Source organism: Clostridium sp. AM34-11AC (genome assembly GCF_003435375.1).
GTDB lineage: Bacteria > Bacillota > Clostridia > Lachnospirales > Lachnospiraceae > Pilosibacter > Pilosibacter fragilis.
On the sequence record NZ_QWGL01000005.1, the window covers coordinates 118446 to 139546 of the forward strand.

Genomic DNA, 21101 nt, shown 5'->3' on the forward strand with positions numbered 1-21101 from the left:
TCAGATTGCACCAAATAGAATCACGCGCCAAGTCTCACGGACGCTCGACTTGAATTATAAATTCAGTCCCGCTGTCTCCTCAAATCCCAGCATCAGGTTCATGTTCTCCACCGCCGCGCCGGAAGCGCCTTTTCCGAGGTTATCAAACAGCGCCGTGATGATCGTCTGACCTTCATGTCCATTGACGACCAGTTCCATGCTGTCCTTTCCCGCCATGGTTCCGGCGGCGATCATCGGATCCTCATATCCGAACGGATGAACTTTTACGACCTTCTTTCCGTCGTAGTGGGCAGCCAGCGCCTCGTGGATATCTTTCGCTGTGGGATTTCCCTTTAACATGGAATTCTGCAGCATGACGGTGACAGCCATTCCTTTATAATAGTCATCCACGATCGGGCAGAACACCGGAGGAACATCAAGTCCGCAGATCTTCTGCATCTCCGGGAGATGCTTGTGTTTGAGGCTCAGGCTGTAGATTCTCGGCGTGTTGTAGAGTTCCGGCTTCTCCGGGGACTCGTACTCCGCGATCATCTTCTTTCCGCCTCCAGAGTATCCGGTGAGGGAAAATACAGTGAGGGGCGTCTCCTTCGGGATCATTCCAGACGCCACAAGTGGATAGACCGGGATCACGAATCCTGACGCATGGCAGCCCGGATTTGCTGTGAATTTTGCATGGACGACTGCATCTTTATGCATATCGGAAAGCTCCGGAATCCCGTATGCCCAGCCGGGTGCTGTACGGTGCGCCGTGGACGCGTCGATGATCCTCGCGGAATCCTTCTCCACAAAACTCACCGCCTCCTTCGCCGCCGCATCCGGCAGACAGAGGAAGGTGATATCCGCCGCGTTGATGAGTTTCTTTCTCTCATCCGGGTCTTTCCTCTTTGTTTCATCAATTAACAGGAGTTCAATGTCGTCTCTTGATGCAAGTCTGTCGTAGATCTGGAGTCCTGTGGTTCCTTCTTTTCCGTCAATGTATACCTTTGGCTTCATAATTATTCTCCTCTCGCTCATAGATTGTTCTGGATCCCAGGTTCGTCTTCCACCCGCCGTGAATTTGTGGGGTGTGTTACTGTTTACGCAAGGCGTGGACAGTAACCGGGGTGCAGATGGAAATCGTGAATATTTTTTGAATAATTTTGCATAATTATAACTCTATATGTATATTTATGCAAGTATTTTTTTGCCTTTTTACAGCGTTTTTATGAAACTTTCTTTGTAACTGTTCAGTAGGTCTGCGCACTTGCTACGCTGACCGTAAGAAAACATAGGCTGGAGGGCAAAAATCCCATCAGCGAAGCTGATCTGGAATGGATTTTTGCGTGTAACTATGAAGGTACTGAATAGTTACCTTTCTTTTATCATAATTTCCTGCTGCACAAAAAGCAGAGGTTTCATGCACACGGATTCGTGCATTCGCAAAACCTCTGCTTCTTATCTGTTATTTCCCATACACGGGAACATTCATATTATTTCGATTTTTCTTCCGCAATCTGTTCCGTCTCCGGATTTACAAACCGCCTTCCTGTCTTCTGACCACAGCCGTCCCTTTACGCGTATAAGATCTCTTCCAGTTCATCCGGCCTCAACAGACAGATCTCTCCGTCCCGCAGGGCGATAAGTCCCTGTTTTGTCAGACTTGCAAGTTCCCTGAAAAGGGAAGCGCGGCTGATTCCGAGGATCGATGCCAGTTCATCTCTGGAAACGTTCTTTCCAAACGCCCTGCCCTTATCCGGTTCCTCCAACAGGTACTGCACCAGCTTCTTCTTTCCGGACTGCATGGTCAGGAACTCGATCCTCCGGATCAGAAACTGCATTTTCCGATTGCAGAATCCGGCATACCGGAGTGCCAGTTCACTGTTTTTCTCCATGACCGCCAGAAGCTGGCTTTTCGGCATCGTCGCCAATGTGGTATCCGTCCGACACCGGAGTACCGTCGGAAATTCCGTGTTCGTTAAGAGGTTCACCACCCCAAAACAATCCCCTTTTTCCAGTTGGGACAGCAGGATCTCTCTCCCATCAAGGGCGATGCTGTAAACGTCCATGCTGCCCTCCATAATCAGGCCTAATATCTCCTCATTCTTCTGTCTGTCGCTCACGATCTGGCCTTTATGACAGTATTTTACCTGCATACCGGAAACCGGTAGATTGCAGCCGCCAAGCAGAGGGGACGCCTCGACAGCCGCCTTTATCTCTTCTTCTCTCATTATGTATATCTCCTATGGTCCGTCATCGGTTAGCTATATCTAACTCGAATGATATCACAGCCGTCTTTCTTTTACAAGTCCCAAAATATACCGTCGACAGTCTCATCTGATACTGACGAAAATCACCACCCTCTGCTATGCTTTTTACACATTGTGAAACATGTTGTCCGGCCAGGACAGACAAAGGAGTTATAATGCCAAAGCATGTATTTTTATTTTCCGGATCATCTGCAGTTGGAAAAACATCCATCCTGCGGTATCTGATCCCTTTCTTAGAAAAAGGAGGAATGCGGACAGCCATCTGTAAAATCGACTGCCTGTCCTCCAACGATGAATCTGTATATAAGAACCTCAATATCCCCACGGTAACAGGACTCAGCCGGGATATCTGCCCGGACCATTTTCTCGTATCAAATCTCCCAGAGCTCTGGGACTGGTGTGACTGCCTCGGGCGGGACTGCCTTCTTATCGAGACAGCCGGGCTCTGCCACCGTTGCTCTCCTGCGACAGAACTCTGTACCGCGGGATGTGTCCTGGACTGCACCGCCAGCAGCCACTCCCCGGAGCGCCTTGGTCCCATGGTCTCTGGCGCTGATTTCATTGTTCTCACAAAGATCGATATGGTCTCCCAGGCGGAGCTTGAGATCATCGAATGGCAGCTAAAAAAATTAAATCCGGGTGCCAGGATTTTCCCTGCGGACGGTCTCGCCGGATACGGGACAGAATTTTTAGGGAGCTGGCTTTTGGAGCGGCCGGAAATTGAATCCCTGAAGGAAGACCGGCTCCGCCACACCATGCCCGCCGGAGTCTGCTCCTACTGCGTCGGTGAACAGCGGGTGGGATCCGCCTACCAGCAGGGTGTCGTCGGCAAGATCTTTCAAGGAGGTATCCGCAGATGAACTTTGAATCTTTGACGATTCTACCAGGAACCAACAAAGCCGGGGAACCGGAACATTTTGCCCCGGTCACACTCCATCCCGGCGAGCTCTGTGCCATCGCCGGAAACACAGGGGCTGGAAAAAGCCGTCTCATAAAAGACATTGAGCAGCTTGTAAACGGTGACGGAATCAGCAGGCGGGGCATCCTCATAAACGATGTCCCGGTCACCCTGGCAGACCGCTCCAGCCTCTCGAAGGAACTCATCGCCCATCTCTCCCAGAGCATGCGCTTCGTCCTGGATCTCAGCGTCCGGGAATTTTTAAAGCTCCACTGCCAGTGCCGGAACCATCCGGAGATCTCCCCGGATGATGTGTTAGCCATGGCGAACCAGATCACGCCGGAGCCGGTTCTACCGGAAGAAAGTTTAAACCTCCTAAGCGGCGGCCAGACCCGGGCACTTATGATCGCCGATCTTGCCTGCATCTGTGACAGCCCTATCGTCCTCATCGACGAGATAGAAAACGCAGGAATCGACAAAAAAGCGGCGCTGCGGCTCCTCACCGACCAGAGCAAGCTTGTCCTCATCGTCACTCATGATCCCCACACTGCCCTGATGGCATCCACACGCCTCGCAATGAAAGGCGGGGAGGTCTGCCGGATCAGAAAGCGGACAGAGGCGGAAAAAACGCTTTATGCAGAGCTGGATGCTGCCTACGAGCGTCAGAAACATCTTCAGGAATTACTTCGACAAGGAGAAGAACTTTTATGACAACCATCAGACTTTACTGGAACAATATCTGCGTCCTGCACCGGCAGGAGCTGCAATTTTTAAATGAGATCCGGGAGGAACTCAGAAAGGATGACATCGACCTTGATATCACCTGCTTCGGTCTCGGATATGGCCGCCATATGTCCGACTATCTGAGGGAGAAAGATTCCGTCCTTCCAGATCTCGTGGTCTCCACGGACCTGGAAGTATTTGAGGATGAGCGGATCTGGAACCGTTTTAGAGAGCATGGGCTTCTTCCATTAAAAGAGTTCTTCCCGGTAAAAGATATTCCGGAGCTTGGCGGACTCAAAAAAGCTTCCGCTCTCCTTCCCTATCTTGCGATTCCTCTCGTGTTTTACTCCGACGTGGAGCTTCTACGCCAGACCAGCATGGATGCCAGTAGCATTAACACTAATTTTTTCACAGGAACCGATGCAGACAGTGATCAAAGCATTTCTCTTAACCGGCTCGTTGAATCATCCTTTCCCCTCTCCTATGGTGGCATCAACAACTCTGCCGTAAAGACTGTCGCGAAGCTCACATGGGAATCCTTCGGTATGGAAACAGCAAAACATTTTCTTACTGCATCAAACGTTTTCGACATGCCGATCCAGGCCTTTCATCAGGTTTCCATCGGTGCGTCACCTCTCGCCCTGGTTCCGTCCGTCTATGCGCTCCGGGCTGACGGCAAAAAAAATAAGGCCTATTGGCCTCTGGAAGGCGCTCCGGCAATCCCCTCCTATATCTGTGCGGGCACCTCGGTCCCGGAAGATGCCCTTTTCGCCGTTATAGAAAAGCTGCGCGGTCCGAGATTCAGCCACTTTTACACAACGAATGGATGTCTTTACAGCTGCGCTCCTGACGATCCACTGCCGGATCTCTCGTTCCTGGAAGGAAGCCGGACGAACCGGGGACTTCTCGTTCCGTCCGAATCATTCTTAAACTCCCTTCCCGCAGAAACTTTCTACAAAATGTATCACAGGGTGTTCCCAGCAGGCTCATAAAACGCTTCCCGCATATGCCCCACCGCCCGTTTTTCGATCCTCGACACATAGGACCGGGAGATCCCTAGCTTTTCTGCGATCTCCCGCTGTGTGTGTTCCTTTGTCCCGAACAGTCCATATCTCATGCGGATCACGGTCTGCTCCATCTCCGTGAGATTCTCCCTGTAAGCTTCATAAAGACACCTCACATCCTGCTTGATAATCACGGTCTCAAGAACTTCCCGGTCCGTTGCCTCAAGGACATCCAGGAGGCTCACGGTCTCCCCGTCCTTATCCGCTCCGATGGGATCATAGATGGAAACTTCTCTGGAGAACTTCTTCCCGGTCCGGAACATCATTAGGATTTCATTCTCCACACATTTCGCCGCATATGTGGCAAGCCGCGATCCTTTCTCCACATTGAAGGTATTTACAGCCTTTATGAGTCCTATGGTCCCCACCGACAGAAGATCATCCATATCGTATCCGGTCTGCTGGTACTTCTTTATGACATGGGCAACAAGACGGAGATTCCGGTTGATCAGCACTTCTCTCGCTTCCAGGTCGCCCTCTTTGTAACGCTTCAGGTACTCCCGCTCTTCCTGTATGCTCAGTGGTTTCGGAAATGTCTTCAAAGAAAGCCGCCTTAAGCTTCATTACCTTATTTTATGCGGGCGGATCTGTTCAGGTGCTTTTACAATTTCGATTGTTTTTCCGTTACATCAGGATCTGGATCTGCGGTCTTTTTTGCCTGTATCTCATCGTATCCGCGCCGGATGCTCACCTTTTTTGTTAATATTTCGTATCGTTACTACTATTTTTTTGCAAAAATTTTGCATATTTTTACCAGCAGGAGTACAACAAATTGATTTTATAAAATTTTTATAATTTTAATGTGCATTCTCGCAGTTTTAACTCTCTGCGCCATCGGCTATGCCTACAAGTGGAACGCGGTTCATCCGGACCAGGCGTTAAAGGGCGCGACAGCGATCTTCGGCGGCGGTATCGCTCACATGATCGACGATATCATCCCGGGAAGCTACAGCATCTTAAACTCTTTACTGGTACTTACATATTCCGCATTCTGTCTTACTTCTCTTGATACCGCAACACGTCTTGCGCGTTTCATGTTCCAGGAATTCTGGCTTGAGCCGGGTGAAACTGCTGCCGACATCAAGGAGGGCTGGAAAAAGGTTATGGTAAATCCTTACTTCGCTACGATCCTCACAGTTGTTCTTGGCATTCTTCTCGGCATGAACGGATACGGAAAGATCTGGGGACTGTTCGGAGCTGCCAACCAGCTTCTCGCAGGTATCGGCCTCTTAGCCGTTGCCACATGGCTCGGAAACATGGGCAAAAACAACAAGATGTTCCTGATCCCGATGGCATTCATGATCATCGTTACGATCACCTCCCTTGCACTCACAGTTAAGAACCAGATCGGCATGATCGCCGCAGGCGGCGCTGACTGGGGTCCGTGGGCACAGACGATCCTCGGAATCCTTCTGATCTTCCTTGCGATCATCCTTGTTATTGAAGGTGTACAGACACTGTCCAGACAGAAGGCGGCCAAGGCTTAAGTGCCGGGTAAATGATCAGATATTTTAAGAATTGAAAAAGACACGTCATACAGGTTTTAAGTGAAATCTGTATGGCGTGTCTTTTGTTTTACCGGATCTTTTAATCCAGATTTTTCTGTTGCCTGTCAACCGTCCGCCTCTCCATGTGCGGCATAACTGTGGAGTTTTTCTGTTGTTCCCCAACCTGCCTGCGGACTGGCTGAAATGTCAGATTTTTAAGGTGTCAGCGCACCCAGGGACTCATTTACCTTATTCATTTCTGATCGCCGCCAGTGGACTTAATTTCATCGCCCGCAGTGCCGGGAAAAGTCCAGCCAGCATTCCGATGAGGACCGCAAAGACCACAGCGGATCCGGAAAGCCACAGCGGGATCCTTGAGATTGCTCCAGAACCGCCGGTCATGCCGGAGAGACTGGCTCCCAGAAACTTATTGATGGCCGCGGAGACGCTGTAGCTTAAGCCAAGTCCCAGAACGCCTCCCATAAATCCGATAAATCCTGCCTCCATCAAAAACATCGTCCGGATATCTCCAAGCGCACATCCCAAAACCTTCAGCACACCGATCTCCTTCGTTCTCTCATAGATGGACATCATCATCGTGTTTGCAATTCCGATGGCCGCCACAAACAGCGATACAGCACCGATGCCTCCGAGGACCGCCTGGATCATATCCGTCTGCTGCTGGGCCTGTTCGAGCCACTGCATGCTGCTGTAGGCCTCGTAGCCCATATCTGTGATCGCTTTCTGGACCTCCGTCACATGCTCCATATCGTCCACATTCACGTAAATCATATTGTAGACAAAATAATTGTAGGGTTTTCCCTTTTTATTTGTCGGCTGTCCGGGGATCGGGTTCTTCCGGTAGATTTTTTTCAGCTGGGTCTTTAACAGATCAATATCCGTGTAGATCTGGTATCCATACTCAGAAAATCCGTTCTCACCGCCATCCACCAGAGCGCAGGCCGGGAAAAGATACTTTTTCTGGCTGCTTTCATCCCCGTTTCCCATATTCTGGAACATGGTAAAAAACGGCTTGTGTATAAGATCCACTTTGGAAAGATCCTCGCCGTCCCAGCTTCCCTTTCCGGTCTTGCTGTTATAAAAGTTGTCGGAAACCATATTTCCGACGATAAATTCCAGCGTCGCCGCATTCTTGTCCGGAAGTTTTCCCTCCGCCAGCGGAATCTGTTCCAGCTCCTCTCTGGGCATTCCCACAATGTTCGAATATCCCTGATAAACTCCCTGCTTCAGATTCACATCTGTCTCCAGGATCGGGGACACACTCTTCACATGTGGGATCTTCGCAAGCTTCGTCACCGTGGCGTCCACGAGGTAATCGTCCTCAGACTGGTTCCCGTATCCGGAACTGATCTGGATCCTTGTGAGACTTCCGAAGGAAGCGTAGGATTCCACGGTATTTTCCTTCAGTCCGATTCCCAGAGAGACCATGACTACGATGGAGGCCGTGCCGATGACAACACCCAGAACGGTAAGTCCCGTCCTGAGTTTCCGTCTGCGCAGGTTATTGATGCTCATGATGAGCAGATCAAAGAATCTCATCGTCCATTCCCGCTTTCTTCTTTTTGCGTCTGATGACCACAAGGATCACAGCTGCAAGGACCACTCCCACGATTCCCACCGGGATCGCGAGATGCTTCAGTTTATCCGTCGTGGACGGTTCCGGCTGTACATCGTCACTGCTCCAGGTATCGTCAACATTGCTTTCATCCATGCTCTGATCCTCATTTACCATAAGCTGGATCTCTTTCTCGACCGTAGAGACTTTTCCGTTCTCATCCTCATATGTAATGGAGAGTTTTACCTTTCCATCATCCGTGGTCGGGGCAATTCCATTGATCATCGTATCCACGTTTCCGCTTTTTCCGGGTTCGATATTTCCCACATAGCACTCATTTTTCTGGATAGAATCAGCCTCAAAGACCGCGTTCACGTTATAGAGCATGACTTTTCCGGTGTTGTTGATGGAGAACATCACGTTTGACTCTTCGCCTACGGAAATAGCATCCGGCATGACCTCGATGGTGCCGGTATTTAACCGTGCCTCCTGCTTTAATCCAACCGCGATCTTTACGGCTTCCTTCGCATTCTTAAATTCCGGGCTGTCATACTGCTCATTGATCGTGATCGTATAGGAACGCTGTTCCGCTGTGGGACTTGAGGAAAATTTTATCGTCAGCGTGTCAGATGCTCCCGGTGCCAGAGAATTAACAACCACGGAGTTTGAACCGTTCACCGTCGTAAATACCGGACTGTCGCTCACTGCTTCCGACTCGAAGGTAAACAGGATATTGCTGGCTACGATACTGTTGGAAGCGTTTTTCATGCGCACCTTCAGCGTAAAATCCTGTCCGGCATAGATCTCCGCAGGATCCGTCTCAAAGCTGTCGACGATGATACGCGCCTTTGTTCTTTCGTTCTCGCCTGCTTCAGAATCCAGAGAATCATCCTCGTCTTTTCCATAGACCCGCACATAAAAGGTATCCTCAATGGGAGCAGCAAAGTTTCCATTCTCATTTTCCCGGTAACGGATCTTAAACTTGATCGGATAATAGCCGGATTTCGCCTTTTCCCGCACCGCCATGCTGAATGGAACCGCCACCGTCTGATCCGGATTCATATTTCCCATCTGCCGGTCATAATTTCCGTCATTGATCTCGAACGGAAACTTCGCGATATCCTCAGAGAGCTCCATATCGACACGTACATCGTAGGCGGTCTTATAACCGGTATTTCTCACATTTACATCGAAATTCATGACCTCGGAATAGTTCGCGGACGGGGTGGGCTGATTCTCGCCGAGGGCGAATGCTACCGGCTCGGAGTTGTCCTCATTTGTCTCACTGGTTCCTGTTGTCTTCTTTGTCTCGATCCACGCCATGATCGTCTTTGCGTACTCGGATGACATTCCGTCCTCGCCCTGAGCGCGCTTCGAGATATAGATCAGGATCGGATAGTATCCCTCTTCCAGACCTTTTTTTACATTGACATTCAGATTAACGGTCTTTTTCGCTTTTTTATTTACATGACCGACCTTGTAATGGCGGTTTAAAGAATCTGTCACCTCAAAGGGATAGATCGTCTTCATGGACTGAACGATGCTGCTCTCCTCGCTGTCGCGGTCCTCCGTCTTTGTGATCTCATCGGAATAATGGTTCCGGAAATCATCCTCGGAGGCGATCCAGATCTCCGTCTCGATCCAGTCTTTGTCCTCCATGTTCATGAGTGTCACGGAGACTGTTCCGTTTTTTCCGATATATAAAGTCGGCGTCTTTCCGATCACAAGGCGGACGGTATCATTGTCGTCATCCATCCGGTATACCTGTGGGATCGTCTCCGCCGCTTCTGTTGTCTCCTTCGCCGCGAATGCAGTTGCCGGGACTGCGCCCATCAGCATACACGCGGCAAGGAATGTTGCCATCCAGCGTAATCCTTTTATTTTCATACTGTTCCTCTCCTCCTGGCTGTTCTATTTTAGTTATTTGTGCCAGCTTTCCATATTTTTGCGTTTATTTCAAAATTTTGTCGATTGTTATTCTGACTTTCCCTCTATCCGGTGTTCTTCTGCTTCCACAACTGTCTCTATTTGCTCTTCTGCTGCCGGATTCTTAGATTTCGCCTCCGCCTGCGCCTCTGCCGCCGCCTGCATGGACTCTTCTAACTGCACCAGGTCCACCTCATGGTGGTTCTCCTCGATGCTCACGATCTTTCCGTCGATGATCTTAAAGATCCGGTCCGCGTAGGTCGCCAGATTATTGTCGTGGGTAACCATCACAAGCGTCTGTTTCTGTTCTCTTACGACCTTCTGCATGAGTTTTAATACTTCCATCGTCGTCTTCGAATCCAGGTTTCCCGTGGGCTCATCCGCGAAGATGATCTGCGGGTTCATCGCCAGGGCTCTCGCGATTCCGACTCGCTGCTGCTGTCCGCCGGACATCTGGTTCGGCATGTGGGTCATAAATTTTTCAAGTCCCACAAGCTTTAAATACTGCTTCGCCCACTTGATCCTCGCTGCCCTCGGCATCCCCCGGAACGATAACGGCAGCGCCACATTTTCCACCGCATCCATCGTCCCGATCAGGTTGTAGGACTGGAAGATAAACCCGACCCGCTCTCTTCGGAAGGTCACAAGCTGTTTTTCATTCAACTTTTCTATATGCTTTCCGGCGATCACGATCTCCCCTTTTGTCGGGTGCTCCAGACCTGCCAGCATGTTTAAAAGCGTCGATTTACCGGAACCGGACGGTCCGGTGATCGCGCAGAATTCGCCCCGGTGGATCTCAAAACTCACACCGTTTAACGCGTAAACCTTCTCCTCGCCCATGCGGTAAACCTTATACAGATCTTTTACCTGTATCACCGCATCTTCCTTCTGCTGCATCCGTCCGCCCCCTTCTTCTTAAATTTTTACAGCGTTTTTTCTCCGATTCTTTTTATATTTCAAGTATATCGTTCCCATCGTGTTCTGACTATATAAAATTACTTAATTATTCTTACAATTTCTTACGTTCTTCCAAATCCGCAGAACCCACGGTCAATTCTCTCCGCAGTCATAGAAAAAAGGGAATCTCTCCGGTTTTACTGAAACCGTAGAAATTCCCTTTGCGCCTTCCCTATTCCATTTTTTCCTTCTTCCCGGAAAGTCTCCTCTTAAATTCTTTCAGGTACTCTTCCAACGACACATACTGTCCATTGTTTACCCGGTATGACGGATTCCACATCCGCACGACCCGGACCTCTGCCTCGTCCTTCTTTGTTTCCTTCACCGGTCGGTAGTCCCTGTCCGCAAAGAATACATCTCCCCGGACCAGATCCTTCCATTTCATATAGATCTCACGGTTCTTTTTCTGCTTTTTATTCTGGAAAACTTCCATAACGATCAGGCGGAAGAGATCCTCGCCGCAGCAGACCACGGTCTTTGGATTTAAGAGGCGGATCTGCTTCTTGATAAACTCGATATAATACTGGCCGTAGTCCATGCTGACTTCGTCGGCCGCGCCTTTTCCACCGCGCTTATTGATATAGAGGACTGCTGCCTTTTCCCTTAGTTTTTTCCCCGGAAGCCTGCACTCCTCGCCTGGATGTTTTTCCTCCCACAGGATCTTCTGCATGCTTGTGAGATAATCCAGATATTCCACCCGGCCGGAGGGACTTTTTCCGGATAGGAAATCCGCGCGGATGTCCGATGCCACCGGCATCGTCTCGCCCTTCTGGATCATCTTTCTCATATTTGTCTCTTTTAATATGTAAAGCGTCCCGTCATAATGTTCCGGATCCGCGATTCCGTCGACATGAAAATTTCTCTGATCCAGCTCCGGATAGCAGGTGTTCCCAAAGGGATCTTCCTCCATCTGCTGCATCAGCTCCCACAACACATAAAGTTCCTCTATAGAGCGGCATTTCGCGACCTGCCCTTCCAGAACGATCTGTTCCATCGTCTTTCTCATAGTTCCTCCACCGCGCGTTTCCCGCAGTTTTTCATTTGCATTTCTGACTTTCTCCAATGTCCTTTTTCCACGGGATTTCACGAATTTCATCTGGCAGTTCTTCCTGCCCTGCAGAATTTGTCCACTTATTTTTCTTCTGTTTCTCTGCACTCACTGTTTTATATTTTAACACAATTTTCTTAAAAAAAATAGTGGAAATTCTGTTTCAGATTCGCTATAATAGTAAAAATGCCTAAGTGCGGTCACATACGATGCGGACCGCCGTGAGGCCTGAAAGGAGATTATAAACATCATGAGACACATGTTAAATCCTCTTGACTTTTCTCTTGAGGAGACGGAAAGTCTTTTAGAACTTGCCGCCGACATTGAGAAAGACCGTTTCCGATACGCACATGTATGCGACGGAAAGAAATTAGCTACTCTCTTCTATGAGCCAAGCACAAGAACCCGTTTAAGCTTTGAAGCTGCCATGTTAAATCTTGGAGGTTCCGTTCTCGGATTTTCCTCCGCTGATTCCAGTTCCGCTTCCAAGGGCGAAAGTGTTTCCGATACAATCCGTGTTATTTCCTGTTACGCAGATATCTGCGCGATGAGACATCCAAAGGAAGGCGCCGCTTATGTAGCCTCCACCAAATCTTCGATTCCTGTTATTAACGCCGGAGACGGCGGTCACCAGCATCCCACACAGACTTTAACCGATTTATATACGATCCGTTCTTTAAAGGGCAGACTCTCCAATATGACGGTCGGACTCTGCGGAGATCTGAAATTTGGCCGTACCGTTCACTCCCTGATCAACGCGCTGTCCCGCTATGAGGGAATCCGTTTTATCCTGATCTCCCCGCCGGAATTAAAGGTACCGGATTATATCAAAGAGAGTGTCCTTGATGCCAAAAATATCGAGTACCGTGAGACGACCAGTCTTGATGACGCGATGGAAGAACTGGATATCCTCTACATGACAAGAGTCCAGAAAGAGCGTTTCTTCAATGAGGAAGACTACATCCGCATGAAGGACTGCTACATTCTTGATAAGGATAAAATGAAGCTTGCGAAACCGGATATGTATGTGCTTCACCCGCTCCCGCGTGTCAACGAGATCTCTGTTGAGGTGGACGAAGACCCGCGTGCCGCTTACTTCAGACAGGCCCAGAACGGCGTATATGTCCGTATGGCACTCATTATGACATTACTGGAGGTAGAAAAGCCATGTTAAATATCAGCGGAATTCAGGAAGGTGTTGTCCTTGACCATATCCAGGCGGGCAAGAGCATGGATATCTATCGCTATCTGCGCCTCGGCGAGTTAGACTGCACAGTCGCGATCATCAAGAACGCAAAGAGCAACAAGATGGGAAGAAAAGACATCATCAAGATCGAGGGACCGTTAGACTCCATCGACCTCGATATCCTCGGCTATATTGACCACAACATCACCGTCAACATCATCCGCGACGACAAGATCGCCGAGAAGCGCACCCTGCATCTCCCGAAGATCTTAAAGAACGTGATCCACTGCAAGAACCCGCGCTGCATCACCTCCATCGAGCAGGAGCTGCCGCATATTTTCTATCTCGATGATAAGGATCATGAGGTATATCGCTGCAGATATTGTGATGAGAAGCACAGTTAATTCCGCTTCCGCAGGTTGCGAAGTGCTGTAAAACGCAGAAAAGAGAACCATCCCCGGCGCGATCCGCCGGGTTTTGGTTCTCTTTTTTTCTTTCTATCTTTCTTTCCTTATAATCTCGCGATCACAGCATCCACATACTCTTCTGTAGATGCCTCACCATGGAGATCTCTTGTCAGGTGCTTTCCTTCTGCAAGGACCTCATCCACTGCTTTTCGGATGCGGGATGCTGTCTCATTTTCACCAAGATACTCAAGCATCATGCATGCAGACCACAGGAACGCTGTCGGGTTTGCAAGGTGCTTTCCGGCAATATCCGGAGCACTTCCGTGAACAGCTTCGAACATTGCGTAATCGGAACCGATGTTGCTGGACGGTACAAGACCAAGGCCGCCGATCAGACCGCTGCAAAGGTCGGAGAGAATGTCGCCGTAGAGGTTCTGCATTACCATCACATCAAACTGGTTCGGGTTCATAACGAGCTGCATGCAGGTGTTGTCGATGATCTTGTCATCAGCCTCAATTTCCGGGTAATCCTTTGCAACTTCACGGAAGATCGCGAGGAACATGCCGTCAGACATCTTGAGGATGTTTGCCTTGTGAACGCAGGTAACTTTCTTTCTGCCGTTCTTCTTCGCGTACTCGAAGGCGTCGCGGATGATGCGCTCAGATGCTTTCTTGGTAACGATCTTGATCGCGTGAACCGTGTTCTCATCGATCTGTTCTTCTTTTCCGACATACAGACCTTCGGTGTTCTCACGGAAGATCACGATATCCACGTTCTTAAACGGAGTTTTTACCGCATCATTGGACTTTACCGGGCGGATATTCGCGTAGAGATCATACTTGCCTCTAAGGGTAACGTTTAAGGAACGGAATCCCTTTCCAACCGGGGTCGTGATCGGGGACTTTAAGAGAACTTTTGTGCGCTCGAAGGAAGCATACGCCTCGTCCGGAATCAGGGCACCGTTCCTCTTCCACTCATCCTCGCCGACATTGTAGATCTCATACTCAAGCGGCGCTTTTGCTGCCTCTAAGATCTTTAAGACATTGTCCACTAACTCCGGACCAATTCCATCGCCGCGAAATACTGTTACTGTGTGTTTCATGTTAAAACTCCTCCTGATTTTTAAATTCCCAGCAGACCTGCCGGTATTGTATGTGTCATATGGTATACCTGCTCTTCGGGAATCCCATGATCAAGCAGGTATTGCATATATTCTTCAATTGCAAGCTCCCAGTGCGGATTTTCTGTCTGGCCGCCGTCTGTGTCGACCATGACATTTTTGTATCCGACTTCTTTGATGATCTCAAGGTTATCCGGCAGATTGCTCTTATATGTTCCGCCTCCCATGTTCTGGGCATAACAGCGCTCCAGGATCACACTGTAGTCCTTTACCATGCGGATCTGGTCTTCCATAGTCATTCCCACAACCCACCATTCCGGATGGGTAACTACGATCTTCTTCACCCCAAGGTTTCTTGCCGCCTCCACCACCGTGAAGGATTCCTCCGGTGAGATATGCGCCGTGCCGAGAACCGCGTCATAGTCACGGACAAGCTCCAGAATCGTTTTCAGCTCCGGAACGATCGTCCCATCTTTTATGACCTCCACACACCGGCTCGTGTCCTGCTTCATCTTCTCCAGATGGTTCTTTGCCGACTGAGTCGGAAGCCAGACGACCTTTGCGCCCATGCGGAGTGCCACGTCAACGGCCTTCGGATTCATTCCGCCGACCACCCGGTTCAGCGTGATCCCGCCGAACATCGTGAAGTCGTTCATCTTCCCATGTACGATCTCGTTGTGGCGGTTACAGAGATATGCCCGGTCCACCGTCGATCCCTGATGAGTCTTGATCACGATCGCCCGCGCGCCTACACGGATTGCCGCTTCCATCAGTTCAAAGTCATCATAGGCACGAAGGCGCAGATCCGGATTTGTATGAACATGCATGTCGATAACGCCTTTCATAAGATCCATTCTCATCTGCTTTGTTCCTCTCTGATCATTTTTTACTGTTGCTTTCTTACGGGAATCATTTTATACTAAATTTGTTATTAAAAAAAGTCCTAAAATCATATACCCGGTATCGATATTTCCGATAGCATTTTTTGAACATGATCCGGTATCCTACAGGTCGCGAAATGGAGATACCGCCTATTATTCCGATAATTTTCTTACCACTAAACAACTGAAAGGAAAATTTATCATATGGACCTTAAGGAATTAAACTATGTTGTGACCGTTGCAAACGAGGGAAGCATCTCCCGCGCTGCGGAAAAGCTTTTTATGAGTCAGTCCAGCTTAAGCCAGGCGATCCGTGTCCTGGAGCAGGATCTCGGGACCTCTGTCTTCGTCCGCACTACCCGCGGAGTCCGGCCAACTGCCGCCGGGGATGCTTTTATTTCCCACGCAAAGCAGATCCTGCAGCAGTACCGCACTGCATGCAGTGAAGCCGCAGACATCGAAAATCTCAACGGCGGTACCATGATCTTCGGGATCAGCACCTACCGCGGCACGTATCTTCTGCCGCCGGTCTTAAAGCGGTTCCGCACCCTCTATCCGAAGGTCCATGTTGAGATCTGTGAGATGGACAGCATTGACCTCGAAGATCAGCTCCTGGAAGGTCTTCTGGACCTCGCCCTGATCGCCGCCCCGCCGGTCCGGATCAGACACAGCGTTTCGCCATTCATGCGCGATGAGATCATGATCGTCACCACCGCGGATCATCCGGTCATGGACTTTGCCAGAACATGTGATTCCGCTCCGGAGCTTTCCTGGATCGATCTCAAAGACACTGCCGCCTTCGAATATATTTTCGGACCGCCAAACACTGTACTCGGCCGTGTTGGCCGTCAGGCGCTGCGGGATGCCGGAATCGAGCCCATTGGGCAGGGCACCGATCTCTCCGCCTCCTTCGCCGCCGCTATGGCAAGAGAAGGTGCCGGTCTCGCCTTCACCTACCGTTCCTGCCGTGTCCCAGGAGATCATTTCCGCTATCTCCGAGTAGGAAAAGAAGGAATCTTCCTTGACCTCGCCCTTGCATGGCCCGCCGGAAAGTACCGCTCCAGAGCAGCGTCAGCACTGGCGGAACTGTTTCAGGAGATGGCACCGGAGCTGCTGGAAAGATGATGAAAGCCAAGAAAAACATCCCCGGTGTGACACCGAATGGCTCTACTTCGCCGATGATGATCGGGAGAAGTGCGTAGTAGAAAATGCGTATATCTAATTGTGTTCTATACGCTTTATGATTTTACAAAAATTATTCGCTATGTTTTTGTGTTATTTCAATTGATATTCGCTATGTTTTTGTGTATACTCATTGTAAGGAAACGGAGGTGTGCACATGTATTTAAAAAGAAAAGTCGATGATTTTCTCTGTGAATGGAAATCTGATCCCAACCGAAAACCACTTGTCATCAAAGGAAGCCGTCAAGTCGGAAAGACAGAATCCATCAAACATTTTGCGGCAACAAACTACGAGAGTATCATTGAAATCAACTTTGTAAGAGATGAAAAATACAAGGGAATCATTTCCGATGGATATGAGGCATCCGACATTATAAAAAATATCTCCCTGATCGATCCGTCAAAGAGATTTATTCCGCAAAAGACACTCATCTTCTTTGACGAAATTACCGAATTTCCGGAGATTGCTACATCCCTGAAATTTTTCTGTATTGACGGACGATTTGACGTCATCTGCAGTGGATCCATGTTAGGCGTAAACTATCGTAAAATTGAGAGCAACAGTGTCGGATATAAAAAAGACTATGAAATGTTTTCTTTAGATTTCGAAGAATTTTTATGGGCAAAAGGTTATGATGACACAACCATTCAGAATATGCTTGCCCACATGAAAGAACTGCGTCCATTTAATGAGCTGGAAATGAAAGTTTATCATTCCCTCTTCCTGGATTTCTGTGTTTTAGGCGGCATGCCGGCAGTGGTAACTGAGTATATCCAACGAAATACGTTTGAAAATTCTCTCGACACGCAACGGCAATTGATTTCTGACTATAAAGAAGATATCCGCAAATATGCACAGGGGATCGATCAGACAAGAATTTTGAATGTTTTCAACCGGATCGCACCGCAGCTCGCAAGAGAAAATAAAAAATTTCAAATTTCAAAAGTCGCATCCGGTGCAAGATTTCGTGATTACCGCGGATGTGCGGAATGGCTTGTCGATGCCGGTATGGTAAATATCTGTTATTGTCTGGAATTTCCGGAACTTCCTTTAGGAGGCAATTATGATCCGGATGTTTTTAAACTGTATTTTGCTGACACGGGCCTTCTGGTTTCCATGCTGGACGATGAATCACAGGAAGACCTGAGAGCCAACAAAAATCTCGGCGTTTATAAGGGCGCTTTATATGAAAATATTGTCGGGGAAGCTCTGGTCAAGCAGCATTATAAGCTATATTACTATAAGCGGGATACATCCACGCTTGAAACCGATTTCTTTATCCGTTCCATGACTTCGCTGATTCCAGTGGAAGTAAAAGCAGCAACCGGAAAGGCAAAATCCATGAATACCCTGATCAGCTCGGACCGCTATCCCGATATTCGATATGGCTTCAAATTTTCTGCGCAAAATATCGGTCACGAAAACTTCACTTATACGTTCCCTTATTTCTGTATATTCCTTCTGAAACGGTTTATGGCGGATTTTCATCCTGCGGAAGAACGCATATCAGAATAGGATTTCCACAAACAGACTGCCAGCAAATTCCGTTTATTACAAACGGAATCAGCTGGCAGTGATTCCTTTACACTATATTCCTCAGATACTACTTTTCCTTTATTTTCCAATAGCCTGTTCTGGTTGAACCTACTCTCTTTATCTTGCCATCATCCATTAGTTTTTTCATCATTCTCTGGACAGTTCTCCTTGATAACGATAGCTCTTCGGCCAAATCTGTCTGTGTAATACAAGGGTTCTGTTCCAGACATGATAACAATCTGCCTTCCATGCATATTGCGAAGCTAAACGGCCGTCTTTGCGGAGCAAAACGGCCGCATTCCGTTTCTGAACAGCCGAATTTCTACCAGTCTCTGCAATCCAATCCTTATAATGATAGTAGCCATCCCAGTGGTGGTGAATAGATCATTTTAAGGAGGATAATGTATGCAGTTGGATTACAAGGACATCATTATCAAACACTACGCGCTATCAATGTCCGGTAGCGAAATAGCTCGTCAGGCTGGTTTCAGCAAGTCTGGTGTTAATGACTTCTTGAGAGCATTCAAGAAGTGCGAAGATCTGAGCTATCCATTACCAGCAGGCATCACTAACTATGGTATTGCCCTGAAGGTGTATGGAGCTGTACCTGGATCAGGAGGACGAAATGAGAACATCGAGTTACCTGATTATGAAGATGCTGCCAAGCTTATGGCTACCCGTAAAAACATGACACTCATGTTTCTTTGGAACCGCTATAAGAAAAAGTGCGAAGAAGAAGGCGCTCGTTTCTATCAGTACAGTCAGTATTGTGAGCTCTACAACAAGTGGTGCGAAGAGAATTATGAGACCGCCCACTTTGATGCCATTATCGCACAAAAAATGGAAGTTGACTTTGCTGGTCAGACCTTCTCAATGACAGATCCTCTTACCGGCGAGATCATGGCCATCGTTGTATTTGTAGCCATCCTTCCTTATTCACAGTATATCTATGCAGAAGGAATGCTCTCAACGAAGGAACCACAGTGGATCGAGGTCAACAATCACGCACTGGATTACTTTGGTGGAGTTCCTGCTTTAGTAGTCTGTGACAACTGTAAACAGGCTGTTATCGTTAATCAGGACTGGATCGAGCCGGAACTGAACAAGGATTATGCTGACTGGGCTGACCACTATGGCACTGTTATTCTTCCCGCGAAGGTCCGTAAGCCGAAATTCAAGAGTTCTGTAGAAAACGCAGTAGGCATTCTCGAGAAGGGCTTCTTCCACAAACTTGAAGAACGTCAGTATTTCTCACTGGAACAGTTTAATAAGGATCTCTGGAAGGAACTGGAGGCTCTGAATAAAGAGCCATTCAAGAAGAAGGAACACAATAGATACTACTATTGGGAAGAGGAACAAACGGAATTGATGCCGCTCCCCTCCATGCATTATGAGTACATGGAGAGAAAGACGGCAAAGGTATCAAGCGACTTCCACGTACGCTTTGACAATGCTTATTATAGCGTAGATAAAGCATTTCTGCACAAGAAAGTATCTATTGAGGCTTCTTCAACCGTAGTTCGTATTTATTCCCTTGCCGGAGAGTTTCTTTGTGAATGGCCCAGAGCTACTCGTAAGGGGCAGTGGTCAACCAATCCTGCACACCTGCCAGATCACTGTAAAGGATTTACTCAGTGGAATGGTCCTTACTTTATTCAGAAAGCGCAACTCATTGGCAAGAATACAGAGACTGTTATCCGGACGATCCTCAAATCCAGACCATACGAAGTACAGACCTATCGTATGTGTCTGGGTATTCTGGACTTTACAAAGAAGTACAGCAATAAGACTCTGGAAGAGTGCTGTAAGCAGGCGGTTGCTCTGAATAAGCAGAAATATACCTTTATCAAGAATACGATAGCTGTTGTAGCAGATGATCTCGGAGAAGCAGGCTATCATCATCCCACATCGGCAAAGAAAGAACCGGTACGCGGAGGGTATGTAATGCCACCGGAAGCTTCCAGTATCGACACTCTTTTATCACGCAGCAAGGCTCTTGCTGATCAGATACGAGAGGGGGCCGATGAATAATGCTTACAGGAACTGTACTGATAAATGAACTCGTTGATGAACTGAACGAACTTAAGCTTTCAACTATGGCAGCTACATTGGATGATCTGTATCACAAACCCGGATTTCTGGAAATGGATCGGCTTACGCTTATTGCAGAACTGATCGGACCACAGTTTCAGGAAAAGGTCAGCACGACATTAAAGAATCGCTTAACAGCGGCACATCTGAAGGGCTCACCTGAAGAATTGTCAGACTGTGTGGACTCTGACAAGCGGGAGTATCTGCCTGCCGGTATAACAGAGGTTCTTTCCTCTTTTGACTTTATTGAAAGAGGCTACAATCTCTGTATTCTCGGAGAATCAGATGCCGGAAAGTCTTACCTTGCAAAAGCTATCGGCATAAAGGCCTGCAACCGATATAACGTCGGTTACTTTCACAGCGAGGAACTTTTGGAAAGCATGGTAGCTCTTAAAGAGCAGGATTACGATAAATATGCTCGCAAGATGAAGAAGTATCTCAAATGGGAACTGATCATCCTGGATGACTTCCTGCTTCACACAATCACTGACGAAAGAGAGATTAAAATCCTCTTTGAACTTCTGGAGAAGCGGAACGAGCAGAGGAAAAGCACCATCGTATGCTCACAGCGTGATCCGGATAACTGGAAAGCGATGATCCTCAACGATGAGGTATCTGCCAATTCCATCATGAAGAGAGCTACAAAGCACTACACGGTTAAGATCAACACACGATAAGCGGTGGTCTTCTAACTAAAAAATAGGCGGCCGTTGACTTCGGAAAGCGGCCGTTCTAAAACAGAATGGCGACCGCTGAGCTCCGTAAAATGCA

19 protein-coding genes are annotated in these 21101 nt (G+C 48.4%); 10 read left to right on the forward strand and 9 right to left on the reverse strand.

The window, feature by feature from the left end; translation table 11 throughout:
* Positions 1-54 precede the first annotated feature (54 nt).
* Together argC and DW826_RS05525 are read right to left on the reverse strand one after the other, a co-directional pair.
* Positions 55-993, reverse strand: coding sequence for an N-acetyl-gamma-glutamyl-phosphate reductase (argC, locus tag DW826_RS05520; RefSeq protein ID WP_181967997.1), 939 nt, complete (start codon positions 991-993; stop codon positions 55-57).
* Between the two features lie 557 nt (positions 994-1550).
* Complete coding sequence (locus DW826_RS05525) at positions 1551-2207, reverse strand: Crp/Fnr family transcriptional regulator (RefSeq protein WP_117552252.1); 657 nt, start codon at positions 2205-2207, stop codon at positions 1551-1553.
* Between the two features lie 194 nt (positions 2208-2401).
* Here DW826_RS05525 and DW826_RS05530 point away from each other — a divergent pair, with 194 nt between their 5' ends.
* The 3 genes from DW826_RS05530 to DW826_RS05540 are packed head-to-tail and all read left to right on the forward strand — an operon-like array spanning position 2402 to position 4859.
* Positions 2402-3106 (forward strand): GTP-binding protein, encoded by a 705-nt coding sequence (locus tag DW826_RS05530; RefSeq protein ID WP_117552253.1) that lies wholly within the window; start codon positions 2402-2404, stop codon positions 3104-3106.
* A complete protein-coding gene (locus tag DW826_RS05535; protein ID WP_117552254.1) occupies positions 3103-3855 on the forward strand; it encodes an ATP-binding cassette domain-containing protein in 753 nt (250 codons plus the stop codon). The genes DW826_RS05530 and DW826_RS05535 overlap by 4 nt, the downstream gene beginning before the upstream one ends.
* Entirely contained in the window at positions 3852-4859 is a 1008-nt protein-coding gene (locus DW826_RS05540; RefSeq protein WP_117552255.1) for a hypothetical protein, read from the forward strand. The genes DW826_RS05535 and DW826_RS05540 overlap by 4 nt, the downstream gene beginning before the upstream one ends.
* Here the strand turns inward: DW826_RS05540 and sigK are convergent.
* A complete protein-coding gene (gene sigK / locus DW826_RS05545) occupies positions 4832-5473 on the reverse strand; it encodes an RNA polymerase sporulation sigma factor SigK (protein ID WP_117552256.1) in 642 nt (213 codons plus the stop codon). The two genes, DW826_RS05540 and sigK, sit on opposite strands and share 28 nt — an antisense overlap.
* A 258-nt stretch (positions 5474-5731) precedes the next feature.
* Between sigK and DW826_RS05550 the strand changes: the two genes are divergently transcribed.
* The gene (locus DW826_RS05550; protein WP_242994047.1) at positions 5732-6418 is read left to right on the forward strand and encodes a carbon starvation CstA 5TM domain-containing protein; all 687 of its coding nucleotides are present in this window, start codon (positions 5732-5734) and stop codon (positions 6416-6418) included.
* A 249-nt stretch (positions 6419-6667) separates the two neighbouring features.
* On the opposite strand, the gene DW826_RS05555 is transcribed toward DW826_RS05550, so the two are convergent.
* The 4 genes from DW826_RS05555 to DW826_RS05570 all read right to left on the reverse strand — a co-directional run bounded on the left by DW826_RS05555 (position 6668) and on the right by DW826_RS05570 (position 11973).
* Positions 6668-7978, reverse strand: coding sequence for an FtsX-like permease family protein (locus DW826_RS05555; RefSeq protein ID WP_117552257.1), 1311 nt, complete (start codon positions 7976-7978; stop codon positions 6668-6670).
* On the reverse strand, positions 7965-9881 hold the full coding sequence (locus DW826_RS05560; protein WP_242994048.1) for a hypothetical protein: 1917 nt from the start codon (positions 9879-9881) through the stop codon (positions 7965-7967). Before DW826_RS05560 ends, DW826_RS05555 begins: the two co-directional genes overlap by 14 nt.
* Positions 9882-9968: 87 nt before the next feature.
* Positions 9969-10817: an ABC transporter ATP-binding protein gene (locus DW826_RS05565; RefSeq protein ID WP_117552258.1), complete on the reverse strand. Its 849-nt coding sequence runs from the start codon at positions 10815-10817 to the stop codon at positions 9969-9971.
* 232 nt (positions 10818-11049) lie between these two features.
* Positions 11050-11973 (reverse strand): hypothetical protein, encoded by a 924-nt coding sequence (locus DW826_RS05570; RefSeq protein WP_117552259.1) that lies wholly within the window; start codon positions 11971-11973, stop codon positions 11050-11052.
* A gap of 202 nt (positions 11974-12175) precedes the next feature.
* On the opposite strand from DW826_RS05570, the gene pyrB reads away from it, so the two are divergent.
* Together pyrB and DW826_RS05580 are read left to right on the forward strand one after the other, a co-directional pair.
* Positions 12176-13099, forward strand: coding sequence for an aspartate carbamoyltransferase (pyrB, locus tag DW826_RS05575; protein WP_117552260.1), 924 nt, complete (start codon positions 12176-12178; stop codon positions 13097-13099).
* Complete coding sequence (locus DW826_RS05580; RefSeq protein WP_015554166.1) at positions 13093-13515, forward strand: aspartate carbamoyltransferase regulatory subunit; 423 nt, start codon at positions 13093-13095, stop codon at positions 13513-13515. The genes pyrB and DW826_RS05580 overlap by 7 nt, the downstream gene beginning before the upstream one ends.
* A 107-nt stretch (positions 13516-13622) precedes the next feature.
* Here DW826_RS05580 and DW826_RS05585 read toward each other — a convergent pair whose 3' ends face one another.
* Positions 13623-14621, reverse strand: coding sequence for an isocitrate/isopropylmalate dehydrogenase family protein (locus DW826_RS05585; protein WP_117552261.1), 999 nt, complete (start codon positions 14619-14621; stop codon positions 13623-13625).
* Positions 14622-14641: 20 nt separating this feature from the next.
* Positions 14642-15493, reverse strand: a complete 852-nt coding sequence (locus DW826_RS05590) for a DUF6282 family protein (protein WP_242994049.1) — start codon at positions 15491-15493, stop codon at positions 14642-14644.
* 231 nt (positions 15494-15724) lie between these two features.
* Between DW826_RS05590 and DW826_RS05595 the strand changes: the two genes are divergently transcribed.
* From DW826_RS05595 to DW826_RS05615, 4 genes are all read left to right on the forward strand, one after another.
* Positions 15725-16645 carry a LysR family transcriptional regulator gene (locus DW826_RS05595; RefSeq protein WP_117552263.1) on the forward strand — a complete coding sequence of 307 codons (921 nt, stop codon included), beginning with the start codon at positions 15725-15727 and terminating at the stop codon, positions 16643-16645.
* 214 nt (positions 16646-16859) lie between these two features.
* Complete coding sequence (locus DW826_RS05600) at positions 16860-18218, forward strand: AAA family ATPase (RefSeq protein WP_117552264.1); 1359 nt, start codon at positions 16860-16862, stop codon at positions 18216-18218.
* Between the two features lie 426 nt (positions 18219-18644).
* Entirely contained in the window at positions 18645-20270 is a 1626-nt protein-coding gene (gene istA / locus DW826_RS05610; protein ID WP_117552266.1) for an IS21 family transposase, read from the forward strand.
* On the forward strand, positions 20270-21007 hold the full coding sequence (locus tag DW826_RS05615) for an ATP-binding protein (RefSeq protein ID WP_117505581.1): 738 nt from the start codon (positions 20270-20272) through the stop codon (positions 21005-21007). Before istA ends, DW826_RS05615 begins: the two co-directional genes overlap by 1 nt.
* Positions 21008-21101 lie beyond the last annotated feature (94 nt).